This is a genomic window from Roseateles sp. GW821-FHT09H10 (assembly GCF_059415865.1).
In genome coordinates, this window is sequence record NZ_JBWKOB010000001.1 from 1,338,038 (window position 1) to 1,362,376 (window position 24,339).

At 68.9% G+C, this 24,339-nt stretch carries 26 protein-coding genes; 15 read left to right on the plus strand and 11 right to left on the minus strand.

Translation table 11 applies throughout. The features are described from left to right. Window positions 1-209: 209 nt before the first annotated feature. The 4 genes from AC07OY_RS06180 (at window position 210) to AC07OY_RS06195 (ending at window position 4,479) form a co-directional block, all read left to right on the plus strand. Entirely contained in the window at window positions 210-1,178 is a 969-nt protein-coding gene (locus AC07OY_RS06180) for a hypothetical protein (protein ID WP_495041636.1), read from the plus strand. After that, window positions 1,178-1,585: a hypothetical protein gene (locus AC07OY_RS06185; RefSeq protein WP_495041637.1), complete on the plus strand. Its 408-nt coding sequence runs from the start codon at window positions 1,178-1,180 to the stop codon at window positions 1,583-1,585. Before AC07OY_RS06180 ends, AC07OY_RS06185 begins: the two co-directional genes overlap by 1 nt. 312 nt (window positions 1,586-1,897) lie before the next feature. Continuing rightward, window positions 1,898-3,298 carry a 30S ribosomal protein S12 methylthiotransferase RimO gene (gene rimO, locus AC07OY_RS06190; RefSeq protein WP_495041638.1) on the plus strand — a complete coding sequence of 467 codons (1,401 nt, stop codon included), beginning with the start codon at window positions 1,898-1,900 and terminating at the stop codon, window positions 3,296-3,298. Continuing rightward, window positions 3,295-4,479: a PLP-dependent transferase gene (locus AC07OY_RS06195; protein ID WP_495041639.1), complete on the plus strand. Its 1,185-nt coding sequence runs from the start codon at window positions 3,295-3,297 to the stop codon at window positions 4,477-4,479. The genes rimO and AC07OY_RS06195 overlap by 4 nt, the downstream gene beginning before the upstream one ends. Before the next feature lie 63 nt (window positions 4,480-4,542). On the opposite strand, the gene smpB is transcribed toward AC07OY_RS06195, so the two are convergent. Then, complete coding sequence (gene smpB, locus AC07OY_RS06200) at window positions 4,543-5,004, minus strand: SsrA-binding protein SmpB (RefSeq protein ID WP_495041640.1); 462 nt, start codon at window positions 5,002-5,004, stop codon at window positions 4,543-4,545. A gap of 47 nt (window positions 5,005-5,051) precedes the next feature. Between smpB and AC07OY_RS06205 the strand changes: the two genes are divergently transcribed. Next, entirely contained in the window at window positions 5,052-5,510 is a 459-nt protein-coding gene (locus AC07OY_RS06205) for a type II toxin-antitoxin system RatA family toxin (protein ID WP_495041641.1), read from the plus strand. Window positions 5,511-5,631: 121 nt separating this feature from the next. Further along, window positions 5,632-5,958, plus strand: coding sequence for an RnfH family protein (locus AC07OY_RS06210; RefSeq protein WP_495041642.1), 327 nt, complete (start codon window positions 5,632-5,634; stop codon window positions 5,956-5,958). 14 nt (window positions 5,959-5,972) lie between these two features. Here the strand turns inward: AC07OY_RS06210 and AC07OY_RS06215 are convergent, their stop codons facing one another. Further along, on the minus strand, window positions 5,973-6,485 hold the full coding sequence (locus AC07OY_RS06215; protein WP_495041643.1) for a DUF4124 domain-containing protein: 513 nt from the start codon (window positions 6,483-6,485) through the stop codon (window positions 5,973-5,975). A 59-nt stretch (window positions 6,486-6,544) separates the two neighbouring features. On the opposite strand from AC07OY_RS06215, the gene guaB reads away from it, so the two are divergent. Genes guaB through guaA form a run of 3 tightly spaced genes read left to right on the plus strand, consistent with a single transcriptional unit; the run spans window position 6,545 to window position 10,904 of the window. After that, window positions 6,545-8,014: an IMP dehydrogenase gene (gene guaB / locus AC07OY_RS06220; RefSeq protein WP_495041644.1), complete on the plus strand. Its 1,470-nt coding sequence runs from the start codon at window positions 6,545-6,547 to the stop codon at window positions 8,012-8,014. A gap of 60 nt (window positions 8,015-8,074) precedes the next feature. Further along, entirely contained in the window at window positions 8,075-9,310 is a 1,236-nt protein-coding gene (locus AC07OY_RS06225) for a TCR/Tet family MFS transporter (RefSeq protein ID WP_495041645.1), read from the plus strand. 7 nt (window positions 9,311-9,317) lie between these two features. Beyond that, a complete protein-coding gene (guaA, locus tag AC07OY_RS06230) occupies window positions 9,318-10,904 on the plus strand; it encodes a glutamine-hydrolyzing GMP synthase (protein ID WP_495041646.1) in 1,587 nt (528 codons plus the stop codon). Here guaA and AC07OY_RS06235 read toward each other — a convergent pair. The 3 genes from AC07OY_RS06235 to AC07OY_RS06245 form a co-directional block, all read right to left on the minus strand. Further along, window positions 10,867-11,862, minus strand: a complete 996-nt coding sequence (locus AC07OY_RS06235; RefSeq protein ID WP_495041647.1) for a hypothetical protein — start codon at window positions 11,860-11,862, stop codon at window positions 10,867-10,869. The genes guaA and AC07OY_RS06235 overlap by 38 nt on opposite strands. A 69-nt stretch (window positions 11,863-11,931) precedes the next feature. Then, entirely contained in the window at window positions 11,932-15,360 is a 3,429-nt protein-coding gene (locus tag AC07OY_RS06240) for an ATP-binding protein (RefSeq protein WP_495041648.1), read from the minus strand. 16 nt (window positions 15,361-15,376) lie between these two features. Then, complete coding sequence (locus AC07OY_RS06245) at window positions 15,377-15,589, minus strand: hypothetical protein (RefSeq protein WP_495041649.1); 213 nt, start codon at window positions 15,587-15,589, stop codon at window positions 15,377-15,379. 93 nt (window positions 15,590-15,682) lie between these two features. Here AC07OY_RS06245 and AC07OY_RS06250 point away from each other — a divergent pair, with 93 nt between their 5' ends. The 3 genes from AC07OY_RS06250 (at window position 15,683) to AC07OY_RS06260 (ending at window position 16,779) form a co-directional block, all read left to right on the plus strand. Next, on the plus strand, window positions 15,683-15,907 hold the full coding sequence (locus AC07OY_RS06250; RefSeq protein WP_495041650.1) for a hypothetical protein: 225 nt from the start codon (window positions 15,683-15,685) through the stop codon (window positions 15,905-15,907). Window positions 15,908-15,911: 4 nt separating this feature from the next. Next, the gene (locus tag AC07OY_RS06255; RefSeq protein ID WP_495041651.1) at window positions 15,912-16,457 is read left to right on the plus strand and encodes a 2'-5' RNA ligase family protein; all 546 of its coding nucleotides are present in this window, start codon (window positions 15,912-15,914) and stop codon (window positions 16,455-16,457) included. 91 nt (window positions 16,458-16,548) lie between these two features. After that, complete coding sequence (locus AC07OY_RS06260; protein WP_495041652.1) at window positions 16,549-16,779, plus strand: hypothetical protein; 231 nt, start codon at window positions 16,549-16,551, stop codon at window positions 16,777-16,779. Here AC07OY_RS06260 and AC07OY_RS06265 read toward each other — a convergent pair. The 6 genes from AC07OY_RS06265 to pxpB form a co-directional block, all read right to left on the minus strand. Further along, window positions 16,769-17,758 carry a DUF72 domain-containing protein gene (locus AC07OY_RS06265; RefSeq protein WP_495041653.1) on the minus strand — a complete coding sequence of 330 codons (990 nt, stop codon included), beginning with the start codon at window positions 17,756-17,758 and terminating at the stop codon, window positions 16,769-16,771. The two genes, AC07OY_RS06260 and AC07OY_RS06265, sit on opposite strands and share 11 nt — an antisense overlap. After that, the gene (locus AC07OY_RS06270) at window positions 17,758-18,717 is read right to left on the minus strand and encodes a DUF979 domain-containing protein (protein WP_495041654.1); all 960 of its coding nucleotides are present in this window, start codon (window positions 18,715-18,717) and stop codon (window positions 17,758-17,760) included. The genes AC07OY_RS06265 and AC07OY_RS06270 overlap by 1 nt, the downstream gene beginning before the upstream one ends. Then, window positions 18,714-19,427, minus strand: a complete 714-nt coding sequence (locus AC07OY_RS06275; protein ID WP_495041655.1) for a DUF969 domain-containing protein — start codon at window positions 19,425-19,427, stop codon at window positions 18,714-18,716. The genes AC07OY_RS06270 and AC07OY_RS06275 overlap by 4 nt, the downstream gene beginning before the upstream one ends. 164 nt (window positions 19,428-19,591) lie before the next feature. Then, window positions 19,592-20,326, minus strand: a complete 735-nt coding sequence (gene pxpA, locus AC07OY_RS06280) for a 5-oxoprolinase subunit PxpA (protein WP_495041656.1) — start codon at window positions 20,324-20,326, stop codon at window positions 19,592-19,594. Then, window positions 20,311-21,243 carry a 5-oxoprolinase subunit C family protein gene (locus AC07OY_RS06285; protein WP_495041657.1) on the minus strand — a complete coding sequence of 311 codons (933 nt, stop codon included), beginning with the start codon at window positions 21,241-21,243 and terminating at the stop codon, window positions 20,311-20,313. Before AC07OY_RS06285 ends, pxpA begins: the two co-directional genes overlap by 16 nt. Then, window positions 21,240-21,890 carry a 5-oxoprolinase subunit PxpB gene (gene pxpB, locus AC07OY_RS06290; protein WP_495041658.1) on the minus strand — a complete coding sequence of 217 codons (651 nt, stop codon included), beginning with the start codon at window positions 21,888-21,890 and terminating at the stop codon, window positions 21,240-21,242. Before pxpB ends, AC07OY_RS06285 begins: the two co-directional genes overlap by 4 nt. Window positions 21,891-21,938: 48 nt before the next feature. Between pxpB and AC07OY_RS06295 the strand changes: the two genes are divergently transcribed. Genes AC07OY_RS06295 through AC07OY_RS06305 form a run of 3 tightly spaced genes read left to right on the plus strand, consistent with a single transcriptional unit; the run spans window position 21,939 to window position 24,023 of the window. After that, the gene (locus tag AC07OY_RS06295) at window positions 21,939-22,451 is read left to right on the plus strand and encodes a winged helix DNA-binding protein (protein ID WP_495041982.1); all 513 of its coding nucleotides are present in this window, start codon (window positions 21,939-21,941) and stop codon (window positions 22,449-22,451) included. Between the two features lie 25 nt (window positions 22,452-22,476). Next, window positions 22,477-23,025 (plus strand): tRNA adenosine(34) deaminase TadA, encoded by a 549-nt coding sequence (gene tadA / locus AC07OY_RS06300; protein WP_495041659.1) that lies wholly within the window; start codon window positions 22,477-22,479, stop codon window positions 23,023-23,025. Next, on the plus strand, window positions 23,022-24,023 hold the full coding sequence (locus tag AC07OY_RS06305) for an LD-carboxypeptidase (protein ID WP_495041660.1): 1,002 nt from the start codon (window positions 23,022-23,024) through the stop codon (window positions 24,021-24,023). Before tadA ends, AC07OY_RS06305 begins: the two co-directional genes overlap by 4 nt. Window positions 24,024-24,339: the final 316 nt, after the last annotated feature.

Here is a 24,339-nt window from a genome sequence, read left to right on the forward strand (position 1 = left end):
TCGGTGAGCATTTTGGGCGGAACGGTGCGTTCTCCAATGGGTGCCCGATTGGCTCGATGCGGCCTATCGGTAGGTCTAGCGTCTAGACTTGACCGAAGGCGGCTGGGTCTACACCAATCTAGCGACAGACCCTATTCCGCGCCAGGCACCTGCGGCCCACAGTGTTGACACTTAAACCCTGGGAGGGGCGATGTTCAAGAGTGCGCGCCATGGATAGCGCGGGGCCGGCAGTGGGAGTCTTCGCAAAGGTAGCGTTCTTTATTGCGGTGGCTGCTTCCGTGGGCATCGGAGTGGCCTATGACTTTCCGGCATTTGCGGCGTGGTACGCCTCGCTTGCGGATCCAGTCCGTGCAGCGTTGGTGACAGGCTTCTGCACGATCAGCAGCGGCCTGATTGCGGCCGGAATCGCATTTATGGGAGTGGCGGCGGCCAATCGCAGCAGTCTTGCACGACTGCATGTGCAGCACCGGCAAGACACCGAGGAGGCGGAGAGGAAGCGACTGCACGATAGCCATGAAAAGCGTGCGGATCGGAAGGGTGCGATTCGCCGTGAGGTGTACCTCAAGGCTATCGAGAAGGCGCATGCCGCAGTGGTGACGCCCGTACGTTTGCTTGACCGATCGATTGACGATCGTGTCACCGACGATCTCCCGCTGCAGGAATTTCTTTCAGCGAATGCGCAGGTCAGACTGGTTTGCGAGCCACCTGCGCTAGCGCTGTCGTTCGAGGTGACTTCGCTTTTGTCGGAGTACTACGTTAAGGGCCTGGAACGCGGCATCGCTATTCGCCAGCAGATGACTTGGGTGCACAAGATTCGGGAGGACATCGCCCACGCGGTCGCCGCGGCGCGCGAATTGCGGTTGATGGCGGACAAAGTGATGGCAAGCGGAGAGAACCGTCCGGACCATCCGACACACCTCGCCGTTGTTGAGAAGCTGACCTATGTAAGCTCACTCGAACGTGCCCGCGACAGAATGCTGAAGGAACTGATCCCGATGCGTCGCCAGCACTACAAGGATGGCGACGCGGCAAATCTGGCGCTCCAACTAGCTCTGGCTAAATATCAGTCGGCGCTTCGCGAGGAGCTTCATCTTGACGGCAATGCCGAGCTGGCAATGGCTGCTGTCGAGGAAATGCGCAGTCGAGCGCATGCGGCGTTGGGTATCGATCGCTGGTGATGCAGGTATTGGCACAAAGCGCAACCATGTTGGCTGATAGAGAAGCGAGCCATTTGGTGCTTGCGTTCATAGAGCAAGCGTCGACGGATGTCGAGGCCTTCGCGGTGCAGTCGTGTTCCTTATCGGAGCGTGAGGACTACTGGATTGTTCGCGCCAACAGCGCTGACTATGTGCTGCATGGTGATGCCTCACAATGCTATGTCGGCGTCAATGCATATCTGGTCGATGTGCTCACTGGAGCTATCGAAATCGTTGGTATCGGTCAAAGCGCCGATTCATACCTTCAAGACAAGTGCGACCTGCGCGAGACGGCTGGCCGGCACTATGTGCTGCGTGCCGGCTCTTCTCCTTCAGGAAAGCATGCGATCGTGCATCTTCGGCAGGTGCTGGAATGCACTTTGCGGTGAGCACGAGAGCTCTCGAAAGAGGACCGTCCTTGGCTTACAGGGACGCGTGGCGATCTGCTGCAGGCAAAGGAACTCTTTCAACAGAGGGAGGTCGCCACGGCAGTGGCGCTAGTCGACCAACCGCTCGATGCGCGGCCCATGAGGGGCCAGATGTGGTTTTGGGAGCCGCTGCGGACGGGCTCTTCGCGATTAAGTCCTCTGGTGGCTTCGGCAGCATTTCGCGCGAGAGTCAGTCAGCCCCTTGGGGTGAAATCCGCTCCATCGTAGAATGCCGGCCCCCGCTCATCAGCCAGGTCTCTCGGCGAAATCCCAATGGAAACAACAACATACGACATCGCCGAAGCTGCCAAGGTGCCCAAGATCGGCTTTGTGTCGCTCGGCTGCCCCAAGGCGCTGACCGATTCCGAGCTCATCCTCACGCAGCTGCGCGCCGAGGGCTATGAGACGTCCAAGACCTTTGCGGGTGCGGACTTGGTGATCGTCAACACCTGCGGCTTCATCGATGACGCCGTCAAGGAGAGCCTGGACACCATCGGCGAGGCCCTGGCCGAAAACGGCAAGGTCATCGTGACCGGCTGCCTGGGCGCCAAGGCCGGTGCGGCCAGCAAGGACGCTGGCAGCCTGGTGCGTGAGATCCACCCGAGCGTGCTGGCCGTGACCGGCCCGCATGCCACGCAGGAGGTGATGGACGCGGTGCACACCCATGTGCCCAAGCCCCACGACCCCTTCGTCGACCTGGTGCCCAGCTTCGGCGTCAAGCTGACGCCCAAGCACTACGCCTATCTGAAGATCAGCGAAGGCTGCAACCACCGCTGCTCCTTCTGCATCATCCCCAGCATGCGCGGCGACCTGGTGTCCCGCCCCATCGGCGATGTGCTGAACGAGGCCCGCGCGCTGTTGGAAAGCGGCGTGAAGGAACTGCTCGTCATCAGCCAGGACACCTCGGCCTATGGCGTGGACGTGAAGTACCGCACCGGCTTCTGGGACGGCAAGCCGGTCAAGACCAAGATGCTGGACCTGGTCGCCCAGCTCGGCGAGATCGCCAAGCCCTATGGCGCCTGGGTGCGCCTGCACTACGTCTACCCCTACCCGCACGTGGACGAGGTGCTGCCGATGATGGCCCAGGGCCTCGTGCTGCCTTACCTGGACGTGCCCTTCCAGCATTCCCATCCCGACGTGCTCAAGCGCATGAAGCGCCCGGCCAACGGCGAGAAGAACATGGAGCGCATCCTGCGCTGGCGCGAGGCCTGCCCGGAGCTGGTGATCCGCTCGACCTTCATCGCCGGCTTCCCGGGCGAGACCGAGGCCGAGTTCCAGCATCTGCTGGACTTCATGCAGGAAGCGAAGATCGACCGCGCCGGCTGCTTCGCCTACTCGCCGGTGGAAGGCGCCAGCGCCAACGACATCCCCGGCGCGCTGCCCCAGGAAGTGCGCGAGGAGCGCCGTGCGCGCTTCATGGAAGTGGCTGAGCAGGTGTCGGCCGCCAAGCTGCAGGCCCGCGTGGGCCAGACGCTGCAGGTGCTGGTCGACTCCGCGCCGGCCCTGGGCCGCAAGGGCGGCGTGGGCCGCTCCTATGCCGACGCGCCCGAGATCGACGGCACCGTGAAGATCCTGCCGCCCGAGAAGGCCAGCAAGACGATGAAGGTGGGCGACTTCGTGCGCGCCCGCGTCGTGGCCGCCGATGGCCACGATCTCGTCGCTTCGCTGGTATGACGCGCAAGCCGTCGACGCAACTGATCCATCACCCCTACCGCGCCCCGGAAGGCTGGGACGCGGTGCCGGTGCCGGTGGCCAAGGCCTCGACCGTGCTCTTCAAGAACACGGCCGACCTGCACAAGCCCCGGCCCCGCGACGGCCTGACCTATCGCTACGGCCTGCACGGCACGCCGACGAGCTACACGCTAGCGGCTCGCATCGCGACGCTTGAGCATGCCGAGCATTGCCTGCTGGTGCCCAGCGGCCTGGCGGCCGTGACGCTGCCGTCGCTGGCCGTTTTGCGCCCCGGGGACGAGGTGCTGGTGCCGGACAACGTCTATGGCCAGAACCGCTACCTGACCGAGTCCTGGCTGCCGCAGTGGGGCGTCACGCATCGCTTCTACGACCCGCTGACGGTGCCGGAGCTGCGCGACAACACCAAGCTGGTCTGGCTGGAAGCAGCGGGTTCCATCACGCTGGAGTTCCCCGACCTGCTTGGCACGCTGGCCGCCTGCCGCGCGCGTGGCATCACGACGGCCCTGGACAACACCTGGGGCGCGGGCCTGGCCTTCAACGGCTTTGAGCCGGCGCCGCAGACCCATCCGGGCCTGGGTGCCGACATCGTCATGCAGGCGCTGACCAAGTACCCCAGCGGCGGCGCCGACGTGCTGATGGGATCGGTGTGCACGCGCTCTGCGAAGCTGCACGACCGCCTCAACCATGCCCACGAGCATCTGGGCTATGGCCTGGGCCAGAACGATGTGGAGCTGGTGCTGCGCGGCCTGCCGACGCTGCAGCTGCGCTACGAGGCGCAGGACCGCGTGACGCGCCAGTTGGCTGCATGGATGGCAGGGCAGCCCGAGGTGGCCCAGGTCTTCCATCCGGCGCTGCCCGGCTCGCCCGGCCATGAGCATTGGCTCGCCGTCGGCGGTGCCGGTGCAGCCTGCCTGTTCTCGGCCGTGTTCAAGCCCGAATACACCGCAGCCCAGGTGGACGCCTTTGTCGATGCGCTGCAGCTCTTCGGCATCGGCTATTCCTGGGCGGGCCCGATGAGCCTGGCCGTGCCCTACGACATGAGCCGCAGCCGCGACCTGCCATTGCCTTTCAGCGGCGGCACGCTGGTGCGCTTTGCGATTGGCTTGGAAGACGGTGCCGACCTGAAGGCCGACATCGAGCAGGCGCTGTCAGCTCTTGTTTGAGACCTTGTGCCGCATCAGCTGGCCCTTTTGGCTAAAGAGCCAACGATCCGCTGGCGCGTCTCGTCAGTCCTTGCGGCCTGTTGATGCGTGCCGCATCAATTGGCCCTTTTCACGCTCCCAATCCCGCTTCTTCTCGGTGTCGCGCTTGTCATGCTGGGCCTTGCCCTTGGCGAGCGCGATGTCGGCCTTCACGCGGCCGCCCTTGTAGTGCAGGTTGAGCGGCACGAGGGTGAAGCCGCGCTGCTCGACCTTGCCCACCAGCCGCTTGATCTCGGCCTTGTGCATCAGGAGCTTCTTGGTGCGATCGGCCTCGGGCGTGACGTGGGTGGAAGCGCTGCGCAGCGCGTTGATGCGGCAGCCGATCAGGAAGAGCTCGCCGTCCTTGATCATCACGTAGCCATCGGTCAGCTGGACCTGGCCGGCGCGGATGGCCTTGATCTCCCAGCCGGACAGCACGACACCGGCCTCGAACTGTTCCTCGATGAAGTAGTCGTAGCGGGCGCGGCGGTTCTCGGCGATGGACATGAAGTGGAATGTGGGGCCCGGGGCCCTTCTTACAATCCCGGCATTCTATGAAGCAGGTCAAAAAGTCCGTTTTGCTCTGGTACACGCCGCGCGAGATGTACGAGCTGGTCACCGCGGTGGAGCGCTATCCCGAGTTCCTGCCCTGGTGCAACAAGGTTGATGTTCTTGAGCGCGAGGGCGACGCGGTGACGGCTCGGCTGCACCTGTCCTATGCCGGCGTGCGCCATGCCTTCACGACGCGCAACCGCAACGAGGACGGGCGCAGCGTGGACATGGAGCTGGTTGACGGCCCCTTCTCGCATCTCGACGGCCTGTGGCAGTTCCAGCCGCTGAACAAGCCCGGCGCCGATGGCGAGCCCACGGCCTGCAAGATCGTCTTCGAGCTGAACTACGCCTTCAACAGCGGCGCGCTGGAGGCCGTCGTCAGCCCGGTGTTCGACCGCATCGCCAACACCTTTGTCGACAGCTTCGTGCAGCGCGCCGAGAGCCTCTATGGCCCGCGTTGACAGCCCACCCCCTACCGGCTGCGCCGGCCCCCTCAAGGGGGCACTGCCGACGGCCCGGCAAAGCCGGTTCCGTGGCAGTCGCTGGGTTGACGCCCGGTTTTCTCCAACGGTGATCCGCTGAATGGGCAGCGCCTTTCGGGTCGAGTTGGTCTGGAGCCCGCAGGCCGGCGACGTGCAGCATCGCTGGCTGGAGGTGGAGGAGGGCACCACCCTGGATGCCGCCTTGCGCGGCTGCGCCGACTTCATGGCGGCGCAGAGTCAGCCGCTCGATCAGTTGCACATCGGCATCTGGGGGCGCGCACGGCCCCTGACGACGCTGCTGCGCGAGCGTGACCGCATCGAGGTCTATCGCCCGCTGACCGTGGATCCCAAGGAGGCGCGGCGGCTGCGCTATGCCAAGCGCGGCCAGCCCATCGTGTCGCGCCACCGGCCCAAGCACTCAGGCTGAACCGGCGGCGGCCTTTATTTGCATTCGCTGGTGATGAGGTCGCGCGCGCGGTTGACCTCGGCGGCGATTTGAGCCTCATCCATGAAGACGCGCTCGCCCTTCTCGTTGGTGCGCGTCAGGCGGGTGCCGCTTTGCAGCTCGCGCAGATTGGCCTGGGCCCGGCTGCAGTTCTCGCGGCGCTGAGCGGCCACGCGGCGCTCTTCTTCCTTCTTCTTGGCGGCGTCGCTGTCCTGCTCCTGCTTCTGGCGCGCGGCGGCGTCGAGCTCGGCTTTGGTCGGGGCGCTGGCGGCCGGCTTGGGCGCCGCAGCCGCGCTGGCCTGGCTGCCCGGCGGGGCGACGACGATGGTCGGCTTCGCCACATAGGGGCGCTGCAGGATGTCCTTGTCCGGCGTGCCTGGGGGTGGCGGCATGTCGCTGTACTGCACATTGCCCTTGGCGTCGCGCCACTTCCATTGCGCCTGGGCGGCGCCGACCATGGCGAGGCAGAGCAGGGCGAGGAGGGCGGGGCGAAGGGCTTTGTGGGGCATGCGGCGAGTTTAGCCGGGCGACCTCCGTATAATGCCGCTTTGCGTCTGGAGCTTTCCTCATGCGCCTTCTCGGCAAAGCGCTCACCTTCGACGATGTTCTGTTGGTGCCAGCGTTCTCCCAGGTGTTGCCCCGCGACACCAGCCTTGCGACCCGCCTGTCGCGCAATATCCCCCTGAACCTGCCGCTGGTGTCCGCCGCCATGGACACCGTGACCGAGGCCCGCCTCGCGATCGCCATCGCGCAGGAGGGCGGCATCGGCATCGTGCACAAGAACCTCAGCGCCGAGGCCCAGGCGCGCGAGGTGGCGCGGGTCAAGCGCTACGAGAGCGGCGTCGTCCGCGAGCCCCTCACCATCGGCCCCGACGCCTCGGTGCGCGATGCCGTCGAGCTGACCCGCCTGCACGGCTTCTCGGGCTTCCCGATCGTCGAAGGCAAGCGTGTTGTCGGCATCGTCACCGGCCGCGACCTGCGCTTCGAGACCCGCATGGACGCCAAGGTCCGCGAGATCATGACGCCGGCCGAGAAGCTCATCACGGTGCGTGAAGGCGCGTCACTTGAAGAAGCCAAGGCGCTGATGCACGCCCACAAGCTGGAGCGTGTCGTCGTCATCAACGACGCCTTCGAGCTGCGCGGCCTGATGACGGTCAAGGACATCACCAAGCAGACCAGCTTCCCCAACGCCGCCCGTGACAGCCACGGCAAGCTGCGCGTCGGCGCCGCGGTCGGCTTCGGCGAGGACACCGAACTGCGCGTGGAGCTGCTGGTCAAGGCCGGCGTCGACGCCCTCATCGTGGACACGGCCCACGGCCACAGCGCCGGCGTGCTCGAGCGCGTGCGCTGGGTCAAGCGCGCCTTCCCGCAGGTCGACGTCATCGGCGGCAACATCGCCACCGGCGCCGCCGCCCTGGCCCTGGTGGAAGCCGGCGCCGACGGCGTGAAGGTCGGCATCGGCCCCGGCTCCATCTGCACGACCCGCATCGTCGCGGGCGTCGGCGTGCCCCAGATCACCGCCATCGACAACGTGGTGACGGCACTCAAGGGCACCGGCGTGCCGGTCATCGCCGACGGCGGCATCCGCTACTCGGGCGACGTCGCCAAGGCCATCGCGGCCGGTGCCGACACCGTCATGATGGGCGGCGCCTTCGCCGGCACCGAGGAAGCCCCCGGCGAGACCATCCTCTACCAGGGCCGCACCTTCAAGAGCTACCGCGGCATGGGCTCCATGGGCGCCATGGCCAAGGGCAGCGCGGACCGCTACTTCCAGGACACCTCGGCCAACAACCCGAATACGTCCAAGCTGGTGCCCGAAGGCATCGAAGGCCAGGTGCCCTACAAGGGCTCGGTCGTGCAGGTCATCTTCCAGATGGCCGGCGGCCTGAAGGCCTCGATGCACTACTGCGGCTGCGGGTCGATTGCCGACATGCAGAACAAGGCCGAGTTCGTCGAGATCACGACGGCGGGCATGCGCGAAAGCCATGTCCACGACGTGCAGATCACCAAGGAAGCGCCGAACTACCGCAGCGAATGAGCTGCTGACCGAGCAAACGGGGCGATTTCAGATCGCCCCGTTTCTCTTTTCAGATTCACGATGAGTTCCTCCCCGAATCGCACGCCCGCCATGGGCTTCATCATGGCCGCGGTGCTGATCGACATGATCTCCATCGGCCTGATGGTGCCGGTGCTGCCGCATATCGTGGGGACCTTCACCGGCAGCAACGACGAGCAGACCGCCGCCTTCCTGATCGTGACCATGGCCTTCGGCGTGGCCAATTTCATCGGCTCGCCCGTGCTGGGCGCGCTGTCGGACCGCTTTGGCCGCCGGCCGGTGCTGCTGATCGGCTTCGCCGGCCTGGCCCTGAGCTTCTTCGTGACGGCGATGGCGACAGCGCTGTGGATGCTGGTCGTCGTGCGCCTGTTCTCGGGCGCCATGCAGGCCAATATCGCCATCGCCAACGCCTATGTGGCCGACATCACGCCGCCGGAAGACCGCGCGCGCCGCTTCGGCCAGCTGGGTGCCATGTTCGGCATCGGCTTCATCCTCGGACCGGTGGTGGGCGGCTGGCTGGGCCACTACGACATCCACTGGCCCTTCATCGCCGCCGGCTGCATGGCCGTGCTGAACTGGTGCTACGGCTTCTTCGTGCTGCCGGAATCCCTGCCGCTGGACAGGCGCAGCAGCCACTTCGACTGGAAGAAGGCCAACCCGGTCAGCGCGCTGCGCGGCCTGGCCGCGCTGAAGGGCGTGGGTTCGCTGGTGGTCGTCATCGCGCTGGCCTCGCTGGCCCAGTTCATGTTGCACATGACCTGGGTGCTCTATACCAAGTTCAAGTTCGGCTGGGGGCCGCTGGAGGTCAGCTGGTCGCTGTTCGCCGTCGGCATCGTGTCCGTCATCAGCCAGGGCCTGCTGCTCAAGCCGCTGCTGGCCCGCTTCAGCCCACAGCGACTGGCGCTGGTGGGCATGGGGTCGGCCTCGCTGGCCTACCTGGGCTTCGGCCTCGCGACCGAGGGCTGGATGATGTATGCCGTCATCGCCTTCAACCTGCTCGGCGGCGTGGCGTCGGCGGCCGTGCAGAGCATCATCTCCAATGCCGCCGAGGCCCATCGACAGGGCCAGGCCATGGGCGCGGTCTCGTCGCTGAACAGCTTGACGGCCGTGTTCGCGCCCATCATCGGCCTGACCCTGCTGGGCTGGGTCTCGCACCTGCCCGCCGGCGACCCGCGCATGGGTCTGCCCTTCTTCACCTGCGCTGCACTGCAAGCGATTGGCCTGATCCTGGCCTACCGCTTCTTCCATCGCCAGCGCGCCGCTTTGCAAACTGCCTGAGATCACCATGCAACACGACAAGGTCCTCATCCTCGACTTCGGCTCCCAGGTCACCCAGCTCATCGCGCGCCGCGTGCGCGAGGCGGCGGTGTACTGCGAGATCCATCCGAACGATGTCTCCGACGACTTCATCAAGTCGTTCGCGCCCAAGGCCATCATCCTGAGCGGCAGCCACGCCTCGACGTATGAAGACCACGAGCTGCGCGCGCCGCAGGCCGTGTGGGACGCCGGCGTGCCGGTGCTGGGCATCTGCTACGGCATGCAGACCATGGCCGTGCAGCTGGGCGGCAAGGTCGAATGGAGCGATCACCGTGAGTTCGGCTATGCCGAGGTCCGCGCCCATGGCCACACCCAGCTGCTGGACGGCACCCAGGACTTCGAGACGCCCGAGGGTCACGGCATGCTCAAGGTCTGGATGAGCCATGGCGACAAGGTCACCGCGCTGCCGCCGGGCTTCCAGCTGATGGCCTCCACGCCCAGCTGCCCCATCGCCGGCATGGCCGACGAGGCGCGCAGGCTCTACGCCTTCCAGTTCCACCCCGAGGTCACGCACACCCTGCAGGGCGCGGCCATCATCACGCGCTTCGTCAGGACAATAGCCGGCTGCCAGGGCGACTGGCAGATGGGCAGCTACATCGACGAAGCCGTGGCCAAGATCCGCGAGCAGGTGGGTGACGAGGAAGTCATCCTCGGCCTGTCCGGCGGTGTCGACTCCTCCGTCGCCGCGGCCCTCATCCACCGCGCCATCGGCGACCAGCTCACCTGCGTCTTCGTCGACCACGGCCTGCTGCGCCTGAACGAAGGCGACATGGTCATGGACATGTTCGCGGGCAAGCTGCACGCGAAGGTGATCCGCGTCGATGCGAGCGAACAGTTCATGGGCAAGCTCGCGGGCGTGACCGACCCCGAGAAGAAGCGCAAGATCATCGGCGCCGAGTTCGTCGAGGTCTTCCAGGCCGAGGCCAAGAAGCTGAAGAACGCCAAGTGGCTGGCCCAGGGCACCATCTATCCCGACGTCGTCGAGAGCGGTGGCACCAAGACCAAGAAGGCCACGACGATCAAGAGCCACCACAACGTCGGCGGCCTGCCCGAGACGCTCGGCCTCAAGCTGCTGGAGCCGCTGCGCGAGCTGTTCAAGGACGAGGTGCGCGCTTTGGGCGTGGCCCTGGGCCTGCCGCCCGACATGGTCTACCGCCACCCCTTCCCCGGCCCGGGCCTGGGCGTGCGCATCCTCGGCGAGGTCAGGAAGGACTTCGCCGACCTGCTGCGCCGCGCCGACGCCATCTTCATCGAGGAACTGCGCAACACCATCGACCCGGACTCCGGCAAGAGCTGGTATGCGCTGACCTCCCAGGCCTTCGCCGTCTTCCTGCCGGTGAAGAGCGTGGGCGTGATGGGCGACGGCCGCACCTACGACTATGTGGTGGCCCTGCGCGCCGTGCAGACCAGCGACTTCATGACGGCCGACTGGGCCGAGCTGCCCTATTCGCTGCTCAAGCGCACCAGCGGCCGCATCATCAACGAGGTGCGCGGCATCAACCGCGTCACCTACGACGTCAGCAGCAAGCCGCCCGCGACCATCGAGTGGGAATGAGCGGCCTGGCGCCGGCGCCGGATCGGCGTCGCGCCAGCCTGCTGACCAGCGCCAGCCCCAGCAGCATCAGCGTCCAGCCGCCGGGCTCCGGCACGGCGGCGGCCTGCGTCCAGTCGATGCCGCTGCCGGCCAGCAGTTGCTCGTTGCCGTAGAGCTGGCCGCCGATCAGCACGCCCGACGAGCCGCCATAGCTCAGCGTGTGCAGGAAGTCGGCACCGGAGGACACCAGCGCGCCCGGGCCGCCGGGGCTCCAGCCCGCGATGCCGGCGGTGGCCGTGGCATAGACGCCCCAGACGAAGGACTCGCCGAGGGTGACTGGCACCGCGAAGGTCACCGTGTCGGCGATGTTGCGGCTGCCGCTGCGCGACACGCCCCAGATCGTGCGCTGGCGGTCGGTGCTCAAGCCGTCGGAGCCGCCCTTGTCGAAGCCGGCGACATTCAGGTCCAGCTCCAGGCCGTTCTTGTAGGCGTTGACCATGACATGGGCGTTGCCGCCTCCGGCAGCCAGCAGGCCGGTGGCATCGACCGTGAACAGCCAGGTGGCGGCTTCGCCCGCGTGGCCGGCGACGTTGACGGTCATGGTCTCCGACCAGCCGCCACCCGCGGCGGCCACCGGGAACATGACGGTGGTGAGCGCTGTGTTGCTGGCGGACAGGTGGATGCGGCCCATGCTGGTCCGGATCGACGACTGGTTGCTTGCGTCGGCCGCCTGCCATTGCGCCGCGGCGGTGGCCTGGCCGGCCGCGCCGGCGAAGACCTGGCTCTGGCAGGCGAAGTGGCCGGTCCAGAAGCTGAAGGATGCCGTGATGTCGAGGCCGGGCGTGTAGCCCACGCCCGAGCTGAGGTCACTGGCGCAGGCGCTGGCAAAGCCGCCGGGCGCGCTGACGCTGGCCGCGTGGGGCCCAGCGTGGGCGGTGCCGGCCAGCAGGCCGGCCATCAGGATTGCGATCAGTTTCATGGCGTGCTCCGAGAGTAGGAGCCGCCAAGGTAGGACGGGGCCGTTGCCGCGCCGTTGCGGCGCGAAGGCTCAGAGCCAGGTGGCGCGCAGACTGGACCGGACTTCCGGCCAGTCGGCCAGGCTGGCACCCAGGCGTTCCAGCGCTGCGGCGAGCACATCGCCTCCGAGGGCTTGCGCCAATTCGAGCGCGGCAGTGGCGTTGGTGCGGGGATCGGCCAGCGCCGCGCTGGCCTGGGCCAGCAGCGCCGTGTCAGCACCGGCGCGGCAGCGCACCGCCAGCATGCGCAGCTTCAGTTCGTCGTTCAGGCCCGGTGCGTCGTCGGCGGGCAGGCGCGCCAGTGCGCCGGCTAGATCGCCTTCGCTGCAGCAGCGCTGGGCGTCCACCAGCGCGAGGCGCTGCTTGACCCGCGGGTTCTCGATGGCGTCGGGCGGGCCCAGTCGCGCCAGCCAGCCCCGCGCTTCGTTCGCGTCACCGCGCAGCAGCGCACCCACCGCGCAGGCCAGCCAGACCGGCTGCCCGGCCTGCGGCGACTGCGCCAGCGCATCGTGGTCCAGCGCCGCCAGCAGGGCCGCCGCCCGCGGCCACTGGCCCAGCACCGCCATCGGTTCCAGCACCGCCATGGCAATGCCGGCGATCGACATCGGCTGGCCGATGGCGATCACCTCGTCAATGGCCGGCTCGATATGGGCCCAGGCGCGGCCCCAGTCGCCGACCATGAAATAGGCGTCGATGAACAAGGCACGGAACATCGTCCGGGCCTCGCTGCCCGGCTGTTCGCCGCACAAGGCCCAGCCTTCCAGCGCCACCGGCAGGGCATCGCCCGGGCGTGTCTGCTGCAGGAAGGTGACCGCCAGGTTGTAAAGGGCGAACAGCTGCGTGGGCCGGTTGCCGAAGCGCCCGGCCAGCGCCGCAGCCTCGCGCAAGTCGACCTCGGCGGCATCCACATCGCCACGCTCGGCCTGGAAGGCGCCGCGCAGCTGCAGGCTGCGGGCAATGAGCATGCCGTCACCGCGTTGCCGGCTCGCGGTGACGAAGAGGTCGGCGCGCGCCACAGCCGCATCGAAGCGCGCGGCGGAGAACTCCAGCATGGCCAGGGACGCCAGCAGCTCCGCGCGCTCCGGGTGGGCCGGATGGATGAGAGCCAGCGCTTCGTCGCCCAGCTCGCGGGCCTCGTCGATGCGGCCGTGCTGCTGCAGCGCATCCATGCGCAGCGACAGGCGGCGCAGGCGCTGGCTGTCGTCGTCCGGCGGCGGCAGTGTGTCCAGCAGGGCCAGGGCGGCCTGGGCGCTCTTGCCGCGCACGAGGTAGCGCGCAAGGGCGTGGCCGGCCTCGACATCGACGGCGGGCGGCAGCGCGGTGCCGGCGCGCAGGTCCTCCAGGCGCTGCCGGCAGGCCTCGGCCTCGGCGTGGCGGCCGCGCCCGTGTTCGGCCTCCAGCAGGCGGGCCAGCAGCGTGGCGGCCTGGGGCGGCGTCGGGTCGTCGGCCAGGCCCAGCTGCCAGTGCCGCGCCGCTTCGCCAAGCGCCGCCAGCGCACGGGCAGCATCGCCCGCAGCCAGGCGGTGGGCCACGGCGCGCCGGGGCTCGCCGCAGGCCTCGAAATGGCTCGCGGCCTCGGCGCTGCTGCCCAGCGCTTCGGCGCCAAGGGCCAGGCGGTGATGCACCAGGCGCCGCCGCACCGGCTCCAGCGTCGAGTCCAGGGCCTGGCGCGCCAGATCGTGGGCCCAGGCATAACCGCCCGACGCGTGGGCTCGCACCAGCTGGGCTTGCGCCGCCTGCTCCAGCGCCTGCACGGCCTCCAGTTCCGACAACGCGCAGGCTGACGCGAGCCAGGCGGCGCCGAAGGGTTCGCCGGCGAGCGCAGCGGCTTCCAGCAGTCGCGCGGTCGGTGCGTCCAGACGGCGCACGCGGGCCAGCACGGCCTCGCGCACGCTGGCGGGCATGGTCAGCTCGCGGTAGTCCTGCGTCACGGCGTCGAAGGGGGTGCGCCAGCGGCCCTGCTCGTCGACTTCCAGCATCGAGGTTTCCGCCAGGTCGCGCAGTGTCTCCGCGATGAAATAGGGGTGGCCACCCGTGACGCTGGACAGGCGTTCGGCAAACCGCACCGGGTCCGCGGCACCGGACAGCTGTCGCACCAGTTCGTACACGGCTTCCGTCGACAAAGGCCCCAGCACGAGGGTCTCTGCCGACAGCGCGGCGCGCAGCGCCAGCAGTTCGGGGTCGTCGCTGGCGCCTCGCCAGCACACCAGCTCGATGGCGCCTTGCGTGCCCGCTTCCCGGCGGCGTGCGGCGACGCGGGCCAGCAGCGTGCGGCTGGCGGGGTCGGCGAGCTGCCAGTCATCCAGCACCAGGGCGTCGAAGGCGCCGCGCGACAGCGCCAGCCAGGCCTGGATGCAGGCCTCGTCGAAGCGCAGCTGCTCGGCCTGCGTGCGCAGCGGCGCCGGCGCCGGGCCCAGTTCGGGCAGCAGCCGAGTGACCTCGGCCACGATCCAGTCGTCCAGCCCGCGCAGGTCCGGCCGCTCGCCGGCCAGCACGCGCAGCACGCGGGCGCAGGCGCCGAAGGCAATGTCGCCGTCGCCACTGCGGCAGCGCACCAGCGCGTAGGCCCCCTGCGAGGCCGCGAAGTCGGTGGCCAGGCGAGTCTTGCCGACGCCGGCCTCGCCAACAATGACGACCGCCGCGCGGCGGGACCAGGCAGCTTGCAGCCTCGCGACCTCGGCGGCCCGGCCGACGAAGGGCAGGCGTTCCGGCCAGGCCTGCAGCGGACGGGTGGACATGGGCGCGGGCGCTGCAGGGGGCGCAGTCCCACGCAGTGCCTGCGCCAGCGCCAGGGTCTCGGCCATGGGCGCCAGCCCCAGCTCGGCGGCCAACAGGGCCTGGCAGCGCTCGAACTGGCGCAGTGCCGCCTCGCGCTGGCCGGTGGCGGCCAGCAGGCGCATGGCCTGGCGATGATGGCGTTCCTGCAGGCCGTCCTCGCTCAGCAGGGTCTGCACATGGCCCAGCGCCGCGGGCAGGTCGGCGCCGGCCTCGGCGGCCGTGGCAGCGGCCTCCAAAGCGCGCAGCCGCAGGCGCAGGGCCCGCTCGCGGGCCGCGCTCAGCCACGGCGCGAACAGTGGCGCATCGTCCAGCTGCAAGCCGTCGGCCAGCTCGCCCTGCCAGCCGGCGAGCGCCAGTTCGGGCTTCCCCTCGGCCAGCAGCAGGTCGCAACTCAGGGTGTCGCCGGGGTGCAGATGGTCGTCATCGGCGCGGAAGGATTCGGGCACGCCGGCTTCGCGCAGCCGCGCCAGCTCACGGCGCAGGTTGCGGCGCGCGCTGGACTCGTCCAGGTCGGGCCACAGCAGCGCGCACAGCCGCGCCCGGCTGGCGCCGCCGTCGAGCGAGAGCACCAGCAGCAGGGCCTGGGTCTTGCGATTCGTCAACGCAATGGGGCTGCCGCCGCGCCACAGGCGCAGTGGCCCCAACACGCGCAACTCCAGCATGGCCGCCGACGGTTCCTGCATGCGCGGATTGTGACGATCAGCGCAGGCCGTCCGGCGTGGCCGGAGAGGTCGGCATAGGGGTGCACAGGTAGCGGGCCAGCTCGAAGGGGCTGTCGAAGTCGCGCAGGCTGCCGTCGTCCAGTACCACGCGGGCGCTGAACGCACCCGGCCCCGGTGCCCACCAGGTGAGCAGGCCACGGCGCGGCGCCGCGAGTGCCCGCAGGCGGGAGATGGGCTCGTCCATTGACATGGTGGCCACTGTGCCCGGCAGGCGTTGCGGCGGCGTTGCGTGCCACGGCGCGGAGGATGGGCGTTAAGCTGCCCCGCCTTCACGGAGCAACTCATGCGCGCAGCCTTCAGCCTTCTCGCCCTCGTCATCGTCGCGGCCATCGTGCTGTCGATCGCCAAGAAGCAGGCCACATCCCTGAAGCCGCCGGCGGCCGGCGCATCGGCCGCCACGGCGGGGGCGGCCCTGCCGCAGCCGGAGGCCGTGGGCCGGCAGGTGCAGAACTCGGTCGACGACGCAGTCAGGAAGGCCGCCGAAGCCGCCTCGGCCGCCACGAACTGAGGCCGTGACCGGCCACAAGCTCTTCTTCGCGCTGAGACCGGACGAAGACACGGCCGAGCGCATCGCTCGCTTCGCCAGCGCCGAGCATGAGGCGCGCGGCTTGAAGCCGCGGCTGCGGCCCAGCCGCATCTTCCACATCACGCTGCACTACTTCGGCTTCTTCGAGGCCGAGCCCGATGCCGAGCTCATCGCGCTGGCCGGCCGCGCCGCGTCTGAGGTCGTCTGGCAGGCCTTCGACCTCAGATTCGACTGCTTCAAGAGCTGGGGCAAGGAGCGCTCTTCCAAGCATCCCTTCGTGCTGACCGGCGGCCAGGGCCTGGAGGCCGTGCGCGAGTTTCAGGAGGCCCTCGTTGAACGGCTGGCCGCGCATGGCCTCAGCCGATCCGAGCTGGACTTCGAGCCCCACCTGACCCTGCGCTACGACAAGCGGCAGGCGCCGGACTGGGCGGTCGACCTGCCCGGCTGGATCGCCAGCGAATTCGTCCTCGTCAAGAGCCCCCAGGGCCTGACGCGGCACGACGTCATCGCGCGCTGGCCGCTGCTGGGCTGAGGCCTGCTCCTACAGGGCTTGCAGCCGCCGGCCGACGGGTGGGCGGCCGGCGGCTGTCCACCATGGGAAGGCCTCGCAAGGAGACACCACCATGTTGACCAAAGCCCTTCTGGCCTTCGTTGCCACCTCTGCCCTGGCCGCCAAGCTGGTCCAGCATTTCAGCCACAACCGCAAGCTGCGCCGCGTCCACGACGACAAGCAGCAGCACCGTGAAGACGTGCGCCGCTGGGAGGCCGAGGGCGGCAATCTGCCGACGCCCCAGACCGCCGCCAAGGCGCCGGCCAAGCGCCGCGCCACGCGTGCCAAGCGCGTCAGCCCTTGACGATGGCCTCGGCCAGGGCGCGCACGCTCAGCGGCGCCGAGCCCTCGGCCTTGTTGGAGATGGTGACGAAGGCGTCTTGGCCCGCGCTCGCCGTGCCGCGGATGATGCGGGCCAGCTCGGCCCGCGTCTGGACGTCCGGGTCGCGCATCTCGTTGAAATCGCCGTACATCTTCTCGGCCTCCTCGTAGCCATAGGGGCCGTGCAGGCGGTTCAGGTTCCAGCGCACCACCAGCGGCCCTGGCCACAGCGCGCGCAGCAGCGGCAGCTGTTCCTGCAGCGGCGGCAGCTTGGGATGCAGGCCGACGCAGTAGCGCGCGCCGCTGTCACGCAGCAGCTCGGCGAAGTCGGGGCATAGCCAGGCGGCGTCGCGCACCTCGACGGCGATGACGCCCGCGGGCGGCTTGGGAAGCGCCAGCAGCAGGGCGTGCAGCAGGTCGAACTGCTGGTTCATGTTCGCCAGCCGCAGCGCGGGCAGTGGGCTGAGCTGGAACACCAGGGCGCCGATGGTCTGGCCCAGGCCTTCATACGCCGGCTCGATAAAGGTCTGCAGCGAGGTCGTCGGGTCCAGGAACAGCGGATTGGGCTCCTTGCCGCGGCCGTCCTCGCTGCGCAGCAGCGCGTCGGTCACGAGGCTGGGCGCCTTCACCGTGAAGCGGAAGCCTCCGGGCACCTGCTGGGCATGGCGCTCGAAGTCGCTTGCGGGGATGGGCCGGTAGAAGCCACGGTCGATGCCGACGGCGCGCAGCAGCGGGTGGGCGGCATAGGCCGTGAGGCCGGTCTTGGACAGCGTCGCTTCGCTGTGCTTGCCGGCCCAGACCAGGCCTTCCCAGCCTGGATAGCTCCACGTCGACGTGCCGAGGTGCACATGCGGCGACAGCGCCGCGGCCAGCGCCTGGTCCTCCACCGTCGGCGGCACCGCCTGCACGCCGCGCGGGCGCCTGGTGGCCGGTGCCTCGCCGCCGAACAACTCGTCCTGCATCAGAACATCAGCAGCTTGAGCAGCACGATGTTGACGCCCAGCAGCAGCAGGGCCGTGGGCCATTGCGCGCGGATGACGGCGTTCTTGTCCTTCAGCTCGAGCAGGGCGGCGGGGATGATGTTGAAGTTGGCGGCCATGGGCGTCATCAGTGTGCCGCAGTAGCCGCAGAACATGCCGATGGCGGCCATGACGGCCGGGTTGCCGTGGTGCATGCCGAGCAGGATGGGAATGCCGATGCCGGCCGTCATGACGGGGAAGGCCGCGAAGGCATTGCCCATGACCATGGTGAACAGCGCCATGCCCAGCGCATAGGCCGTGACGGCGTACCAGGCGTTGTCGACCGCGATATAGCTGGTGGCGAGGTGGGCCACGGCCTTGCCGACGCCGGCGTCGGTGAAGAGCAGGCCGAGGGTCGCCAGCATCTGCGGCAGCAACACGGCCGGGCCCATGATTTCGAGCAGGCGGCGCGTTTCGTGCACGGCCTGCATGGGGCGCTCGCGCGTCATCCACAACGCGGCGATCAGGCCCACCAGAGCGCCGAGGCCGACGCTGACCAGCGTCAGGTGCTTGGTCTCGATCAGCAGCCAGCCGCCCAGGCTCACATCGCCCAGCGTCAGCGTGCCGACGAGGGCCAGCACCGTGATGGCGAGGATGGGCAGGAAGAGCTTGTTGCCCAGGCGCGTGGCGCTCGCCTGTCGCTCGGCCGGCGCGCGCGTGCCGTGCTTGCCGAGCGAGACGCCGCCCAGGCCGCCGAGGGCGGCCAGCATGAGGACGATCAAGCCGTTGACGACGGGCGGCAGCAGGTCGCCCACAAGATAGATGGCGGCCCACAGGGCCCAGAACAGCCCGCTGCTCCAGCGCTTGGGGTTGCTGCGGTCGCGGCAGGTCAGGCCGGCGACGACCAGCAGGGCGAGGCCGGTGACCAGGAAGAGCTGGTCGAGCTTGAAGACGGCGTTCATGGCTTGGCTTCCTCAGCGCGGGCACGGGCGATGTCCTGCGGCAGGCGGTGGTCGAGGCGGATCAGCCGCGCCGCGTGGATGATGAAGGCGGCGATGGCCGTCGGGATGCCCCACAGCGCGATGTGCAGCGGGTCGGTGACGATGCCGTTCTCGGCCAGGAAGGTCTGCATCAGCACGATGGAGCCGAAGGCGACGAAGATGTCCTCGCCGAAGAAGAGGCCGACGTTGTCGGTCGCCGAGGCCATGGCCTTCCACTTGTCGCGCACGGCCTGCGGGATGGGGCCGTGGGTCTTCTCGGCGGCGGCCTCGGTCATCGGCGCCACCAGTGGGCGCACCATCTGGGCATGGCCGCCCAGCGAGGTCAGGCCCATGGCCGCGGCGGATTCGCGGATGAAGAGATAGACGACGAGCAACCGGCCCGCGGTGGCGGAGCGGATGTCGGCGATCCAGGCCTGGGCGCGCTCACGCAGGCCGTGGCGTTCCAGCAGGCCGATGATGGGCAGGGGCAGCAGCAGGGTCAGCGGCAGGTTGCGCGTCTTGACGAAGCCGGTGCCGAGCTTGGCGAGGATGAGGTCCAGCGGCAGCTTGGCGGCCAGGCCCGTCGCGATGCCGGCCACCGCGACGACGAGGACAGGGTTGAAGCGCAGCACGAAGCCGACGATGACGACGGCGACGCCGATCAGCGGCCACAGGGAAACATCAGCGGTCATGTCGGTTCTCCATTGATTCTGTGGGGCGAGCGCCGGGCCGCTCCCAAGCCGGCCCACTTTGTCGATGTGCTCGCGGCTCGAAGCCGCGAGCATCGGCATCCCCTCGGGGGATCGACTGGGCGCGCCGGCGTTCAGCAGGGCGAGACTGGGCGAGGGGCGTCATGTCAGGCGCGCAGTGCGACGCCGGCTTGAGTGAGGGCTTGGTTCAAGGCGCGGGCAAAGGCGAGGGCGTGGGCGCCGTCGCCATGCAGGCAGATGGTCTCGGCCTGCAGCGGCACGATCTCGCCGGTCACGGCCTGCACGACGCCGTCGCGCACCATGCGCAGCGTGCGGGCGACGGCTTCGGCTGTGTCTTCGACGAAGGCGCCGGGCTGGCTGCGCGGCACCAGGCTGCCGTCGGCGCGGTAGCCGCGGTCGGCAAAGACTTCGGCCACGGCGCGCAGGCCGGCGCGCTCGGCGGCCTTCAGCAATTCGCCACCGGCCAGGCCGTAGACGGCCAGTGAGGGATTCACATCGAGCACGGCGGCGGCGATGGCGTCGGCGAGGGCCGGGTCGCGCGCCGCCTGGTTGTAGAGGGCGCCATGGGGCTTGACGTGGTGCAGACGGCCGCCGGCCGCGCGCACCAGGGCGTCGAGGGCGCCGATCTGGTAGATCAGATCGGCACGCACATCGGCTGGCGCCAGCTGCATCTCGCTGCGGCCGAAGTTCTCGCGGTCGGGGTAGCTGGGATGGGCGCCGATGGCGACGCCGCGCTCCAGCGCCGCGGCCACGGTGGCCTGCATCAGGCGCGCATCGCCGGCATGCCAGCCGCAGGCGATATTGGCCGAGCTGACCAGGGCCAGCAACTCGGCGTCGTCGGGCGCGCCTTCGCCGAGGTCGGCATTCAGGTCGACATGCATAGGACAGTCCTCAGTTGGTCGAGCTCGGTCCGGCGCTGGCGCAGCGCGGCGCGCGCCTCGTCGACGGTGCAGGGCATGAAGCGCAGCGAGCTGCCCAGGGGCAGCTGGCCGAGCTTCCACAGGTCGGCGCGGATGACGACGCCGATCTTGGGATAGCCGCCGGTGGTCTGCGCATCGGCCATCAGCACGATGGGCTGGCCCGCAGGCGGCACCTGGATGACGCCGGGCAGCACGCCATGCGAGGCCAGCTCGCCGCCGCGCTCGCGCTGCAGCGCGGGGCCGGCCAGCCGAAAGCCCATGCGGTTGCTCTGTGGCGTGAGTTGCCAGTCGGCGGCCCACAGGGCCTCGCGAGCGGCCGCGGCGAAGTCCTCGTGCTCGGGGCCGGGCAGCACGCGCACGCTGGCATCCCAGTCGGGTGCCCGGATGCCGATGCTGCGTGCGGGCAGTCGTTCGGGAACCGCCAGAGGCAGCACATCGCCATCGCGCAGGCTTCGGCCGCCGAGCCCGCCGAAGCCGGCCTTCAGGTCGGTGCTGAGCGAGCCCAGGGCCGGGGGCAGGGCGATGCCGCCCGAGATGCAGAGATAGCTGCGCATGCGCTCGCGCGGCGCGGCGAGCCTGAGTGTCTGGCCAGCCTGCACGCGCTGGCGCCACCAGGGCCGCAGTGGGCGGCCGTCGAGGCTGGCGTCGACATCGGTGCCCGTGAGGGCGATGCAGCAGCCCGCGTTGAAGCGCAGCGTCGCCGGGCCGAGGGTGAACTCAAGCCCCGCCGCGCCTGCCTCGTTGCCAGCCAGCAGATTGCCCCAGCTCAGGGCCAGATCGTCCATCGCGCCGCAGCGGCTGATGCCGCGGTCGCGCCAGGCGTCGCGGCCGAGGTCCTGCACCGTCGTCAGCGGGCCGGCACGCAGGATCTCGATCACGCGCCCTCCGCGATGAAGCGCACGCGGTCGCCCGGCGCCAGCAGCGTGGGCGGCTCGGCCTGGGGATCGAAGAGGGGCAGGGCGGTGCGGCCGATCAACTGCCAGCCGCCCGGCGTCACGAGCGGATAGATGCCGGTCTGGGCGCCGCCGATGCCGACGCTGCCGGCCGGCACCGCCGTGCGCGGCTCGGCGCGGCGTGGCGTGTGCAGGGCCGGGTCCAGGCCACCCAGATAGGCAAAGCCGGGCTGGAAGCCGATGAAGTAGACGACGTAATGGGCGGCGGTGTGGCGCTGCACGACCTCCTCGGGCGACAGGCCGCAATGGGAGGCCACGTCGGTGAGGTCGGGGCCGTCGTAATGCACCGGGATCTCGATGAGGCGGCCGGCCTGCTGCTGTTGCAGCGGTCCAGCCCACAAGGTGAGGGCGGCCTGTTCGAGCGCCGCGCTGTCGGCGGTCAGCGGGTCGAAGGTCAGGGTCAGGTTATTCATGCCCGGGATCAGGTCGAGCACGCCTTGGGTCTGGGCCAGGCCGGCGGCGAGCTGCCAGATGCGCTGCTGATACCCGAGGTCGATGGCGCCGTCGACCGTGCAGCACAGCGCTGCCTCGCCCAGTGGGCGAATCAGCAGGTCGGGTGGCGTGGCGCTCATCTGTATTTCTGTAAAACGTATACGATTTGTATTCGACTCGTGCTTATGATGTCAATCATGGTTCGCAGCATCGTGTCGTCCTCGCACCTGGTCTCCGACAAGAGCGCCGAGCTGTCGGAGTTCGAGTTCGGCCTCATCGTCGTCGGCAATGCCTTCAACCGCTGGATGGTGCGCTGCATGGCGGCCGCCGGCATGAAGGACCTGGCGGCCCTGGACGTGTCGCTGCTGCATCACGTCAACCACCGCGACCGGCAGAAGAAGCTGGCCGACATCTGCTTCGTGCTGAACGTCGAGGACACCCATGTCGTCGCCTATTCGCTGCGCAAGCTGGTGGGCATGGGCCTGGTGCAGAGCGAGAAGGTCGGCAAGGAGGCCTTCTATTCGACGACCGAGCAGGGCCAGGCCTTGTGCGAGGCCTATCGCGAGGTGCGCGAGCGCTGCCTGATGGAAGCCCTGGCCGACAGCGGCCAGCAGAACCAGGACATCGGCGACTGCGCTCAGCTTATGCGCCTTCTGTCGGGGCTCTATGACCAGGCGTCGCGTTCCGCCGCTTCCCTCTGAAGCCCGGGCCTAAACTGCCGGCCCGATGAGCGAGCCGACCCCGATCTTCACGCCGACCGACGAATTCGCCATGCGCCAGGCGCTGGACCAGGCCCACAACGCCTGGCTGGTGGGCGAGGTGCCGGTGGGCGCCGTCATCGTGCGAGCCGGCCAGATCATCGCCACCGGCTACAACCGCCCCATCACGACGCACGACCCGACGGCCCATGCCGAGATCGTCGCCCTGCGCCATGCGGCGACGCTGCTGGAGAACTACCGCCTGCCCGAGTGCGAGCTCTTCGTGACGCTGGAGCCCTGCGCGATGTGCGCGATGGCGCTGATGCATGCCCGCTTCAAGCGCGTCGTCTTCGCTGCGGCCGATCCCAAGACCGGCGTGGCGGGTTCCGTCATCGACCTGTTCGGCCAGCCCTTGCTGAATCACCACACGCGCATCGAAGGCGGACTGATGTCCGACGTTTCGGCCCAGCTGCTGCGCGACTTCTTTGCCGAACGCCGCGAGGCCGCCCGGGCCCGCCGCGCTGAACGCCGAGGCATCATCCCGACCGGCGAAGCCACCGAACTGGATCCTTCATGACCGCGCTGACCCTCTTCACACCGTCGGGCGTGCTCGCCAAGGCCGAGAACCTCAAGCGCGCGGCCAAGCGGCTGACGCAGCTCGGCTTCGAGGTCAGCATCGATGCGGACGCGCTGTCCAGGCACCAGCGCTTTGCCGGCGACGATGCGACGCGGCTGGCGGCCCTGCATCGCATTGCCGATGCCGCACCCTCAATTGCCCTGGCCACGCGCGGCGGCTACGGCCTGACGCGCCTGCTGGACCAGCTCGACTGGGGTCGCATCGCCAAGAGCGTCGAGCAGGGCACACGCTGGGTCGGCTACAGCGACCTCACCGCGCTGCAGAACGGCCTGATCGCCCGCGATCCCGCCAAGAAGGGGGGCTTGTCGATGTGGGCGGGCCCGCTGGCCTGCGACGACTTCGGCCGCAGCGAGGCCGACGGCGGCGTCGACGAGGTCACGCGCGACTGTTTCCTCGAAGCCATGAGCGGTGCGCTGGAGGCCGTGGGTTTTCGCGAGCCCACCGGCGGTTTCGATGGCCTGGAGGCGCGCGGACGGCTCTGGGGCGGCAACCTGACCGTGCTGTGCTCGCTGCTGGGTACGCCGCACTGGCCCAAGGTCAAGGGCGGCATCCTGTTCCTGGAAGACATCAACGAGCACCCCTACCGCGTCGAGCGCATGTTGCTGCAGCTGCAGCAGGCCGGTGTCATCGACGCGCAGGCGGCGGTGCTGCTGGGCGACTTCAGCGGCGCCGCCAGATCGCCGCTGGACAAGGGCTATGGCATCAAGGACGCCGTGGCTGCGCTGCGCTCGCGCACGAAGACGCCGGTGCTGACCGGCCTGCCTTTCGGCCACATCCGCACCAAGATCTGCCTGCCGGTGGGTGGCACGGTGGAGCTTTATGTGCAGGGCCGTGAGGCCATCCTCGGCTGGCAGTCTGACCCGCGCCTGGCGCATGGCGCGCATCACCATGACGGTGACTGCGGCGAAGACTGCGATCACGGCCACCACCATCACTGATGGCATGGCCCGCAAGTTCTGCCGCGGGCCATGAAATGTGACGAATTTCTCAGACAGCTTCACGACAGCTTTACGCAAGCTTTACCGGCAGGGGGCTTGCGGTTTGGCGGGATCGCGTCGCGTGCCGACAACGCATAGGGGTTTCACTCTAGGCCTCGTAACTCCAGGAAACCCTTGTGCATCAAGGGCTTACGGCGGTCCAGCGGCGCCCTAGGGGCATCTACGGGGCGGGGCTCATGTTGCGCCCGCACAAACTTCCGGCACCCCAAATCTGAGCCGATCGCTCAGGCCAAGGATTGGCCCTATCCGGGCCAGC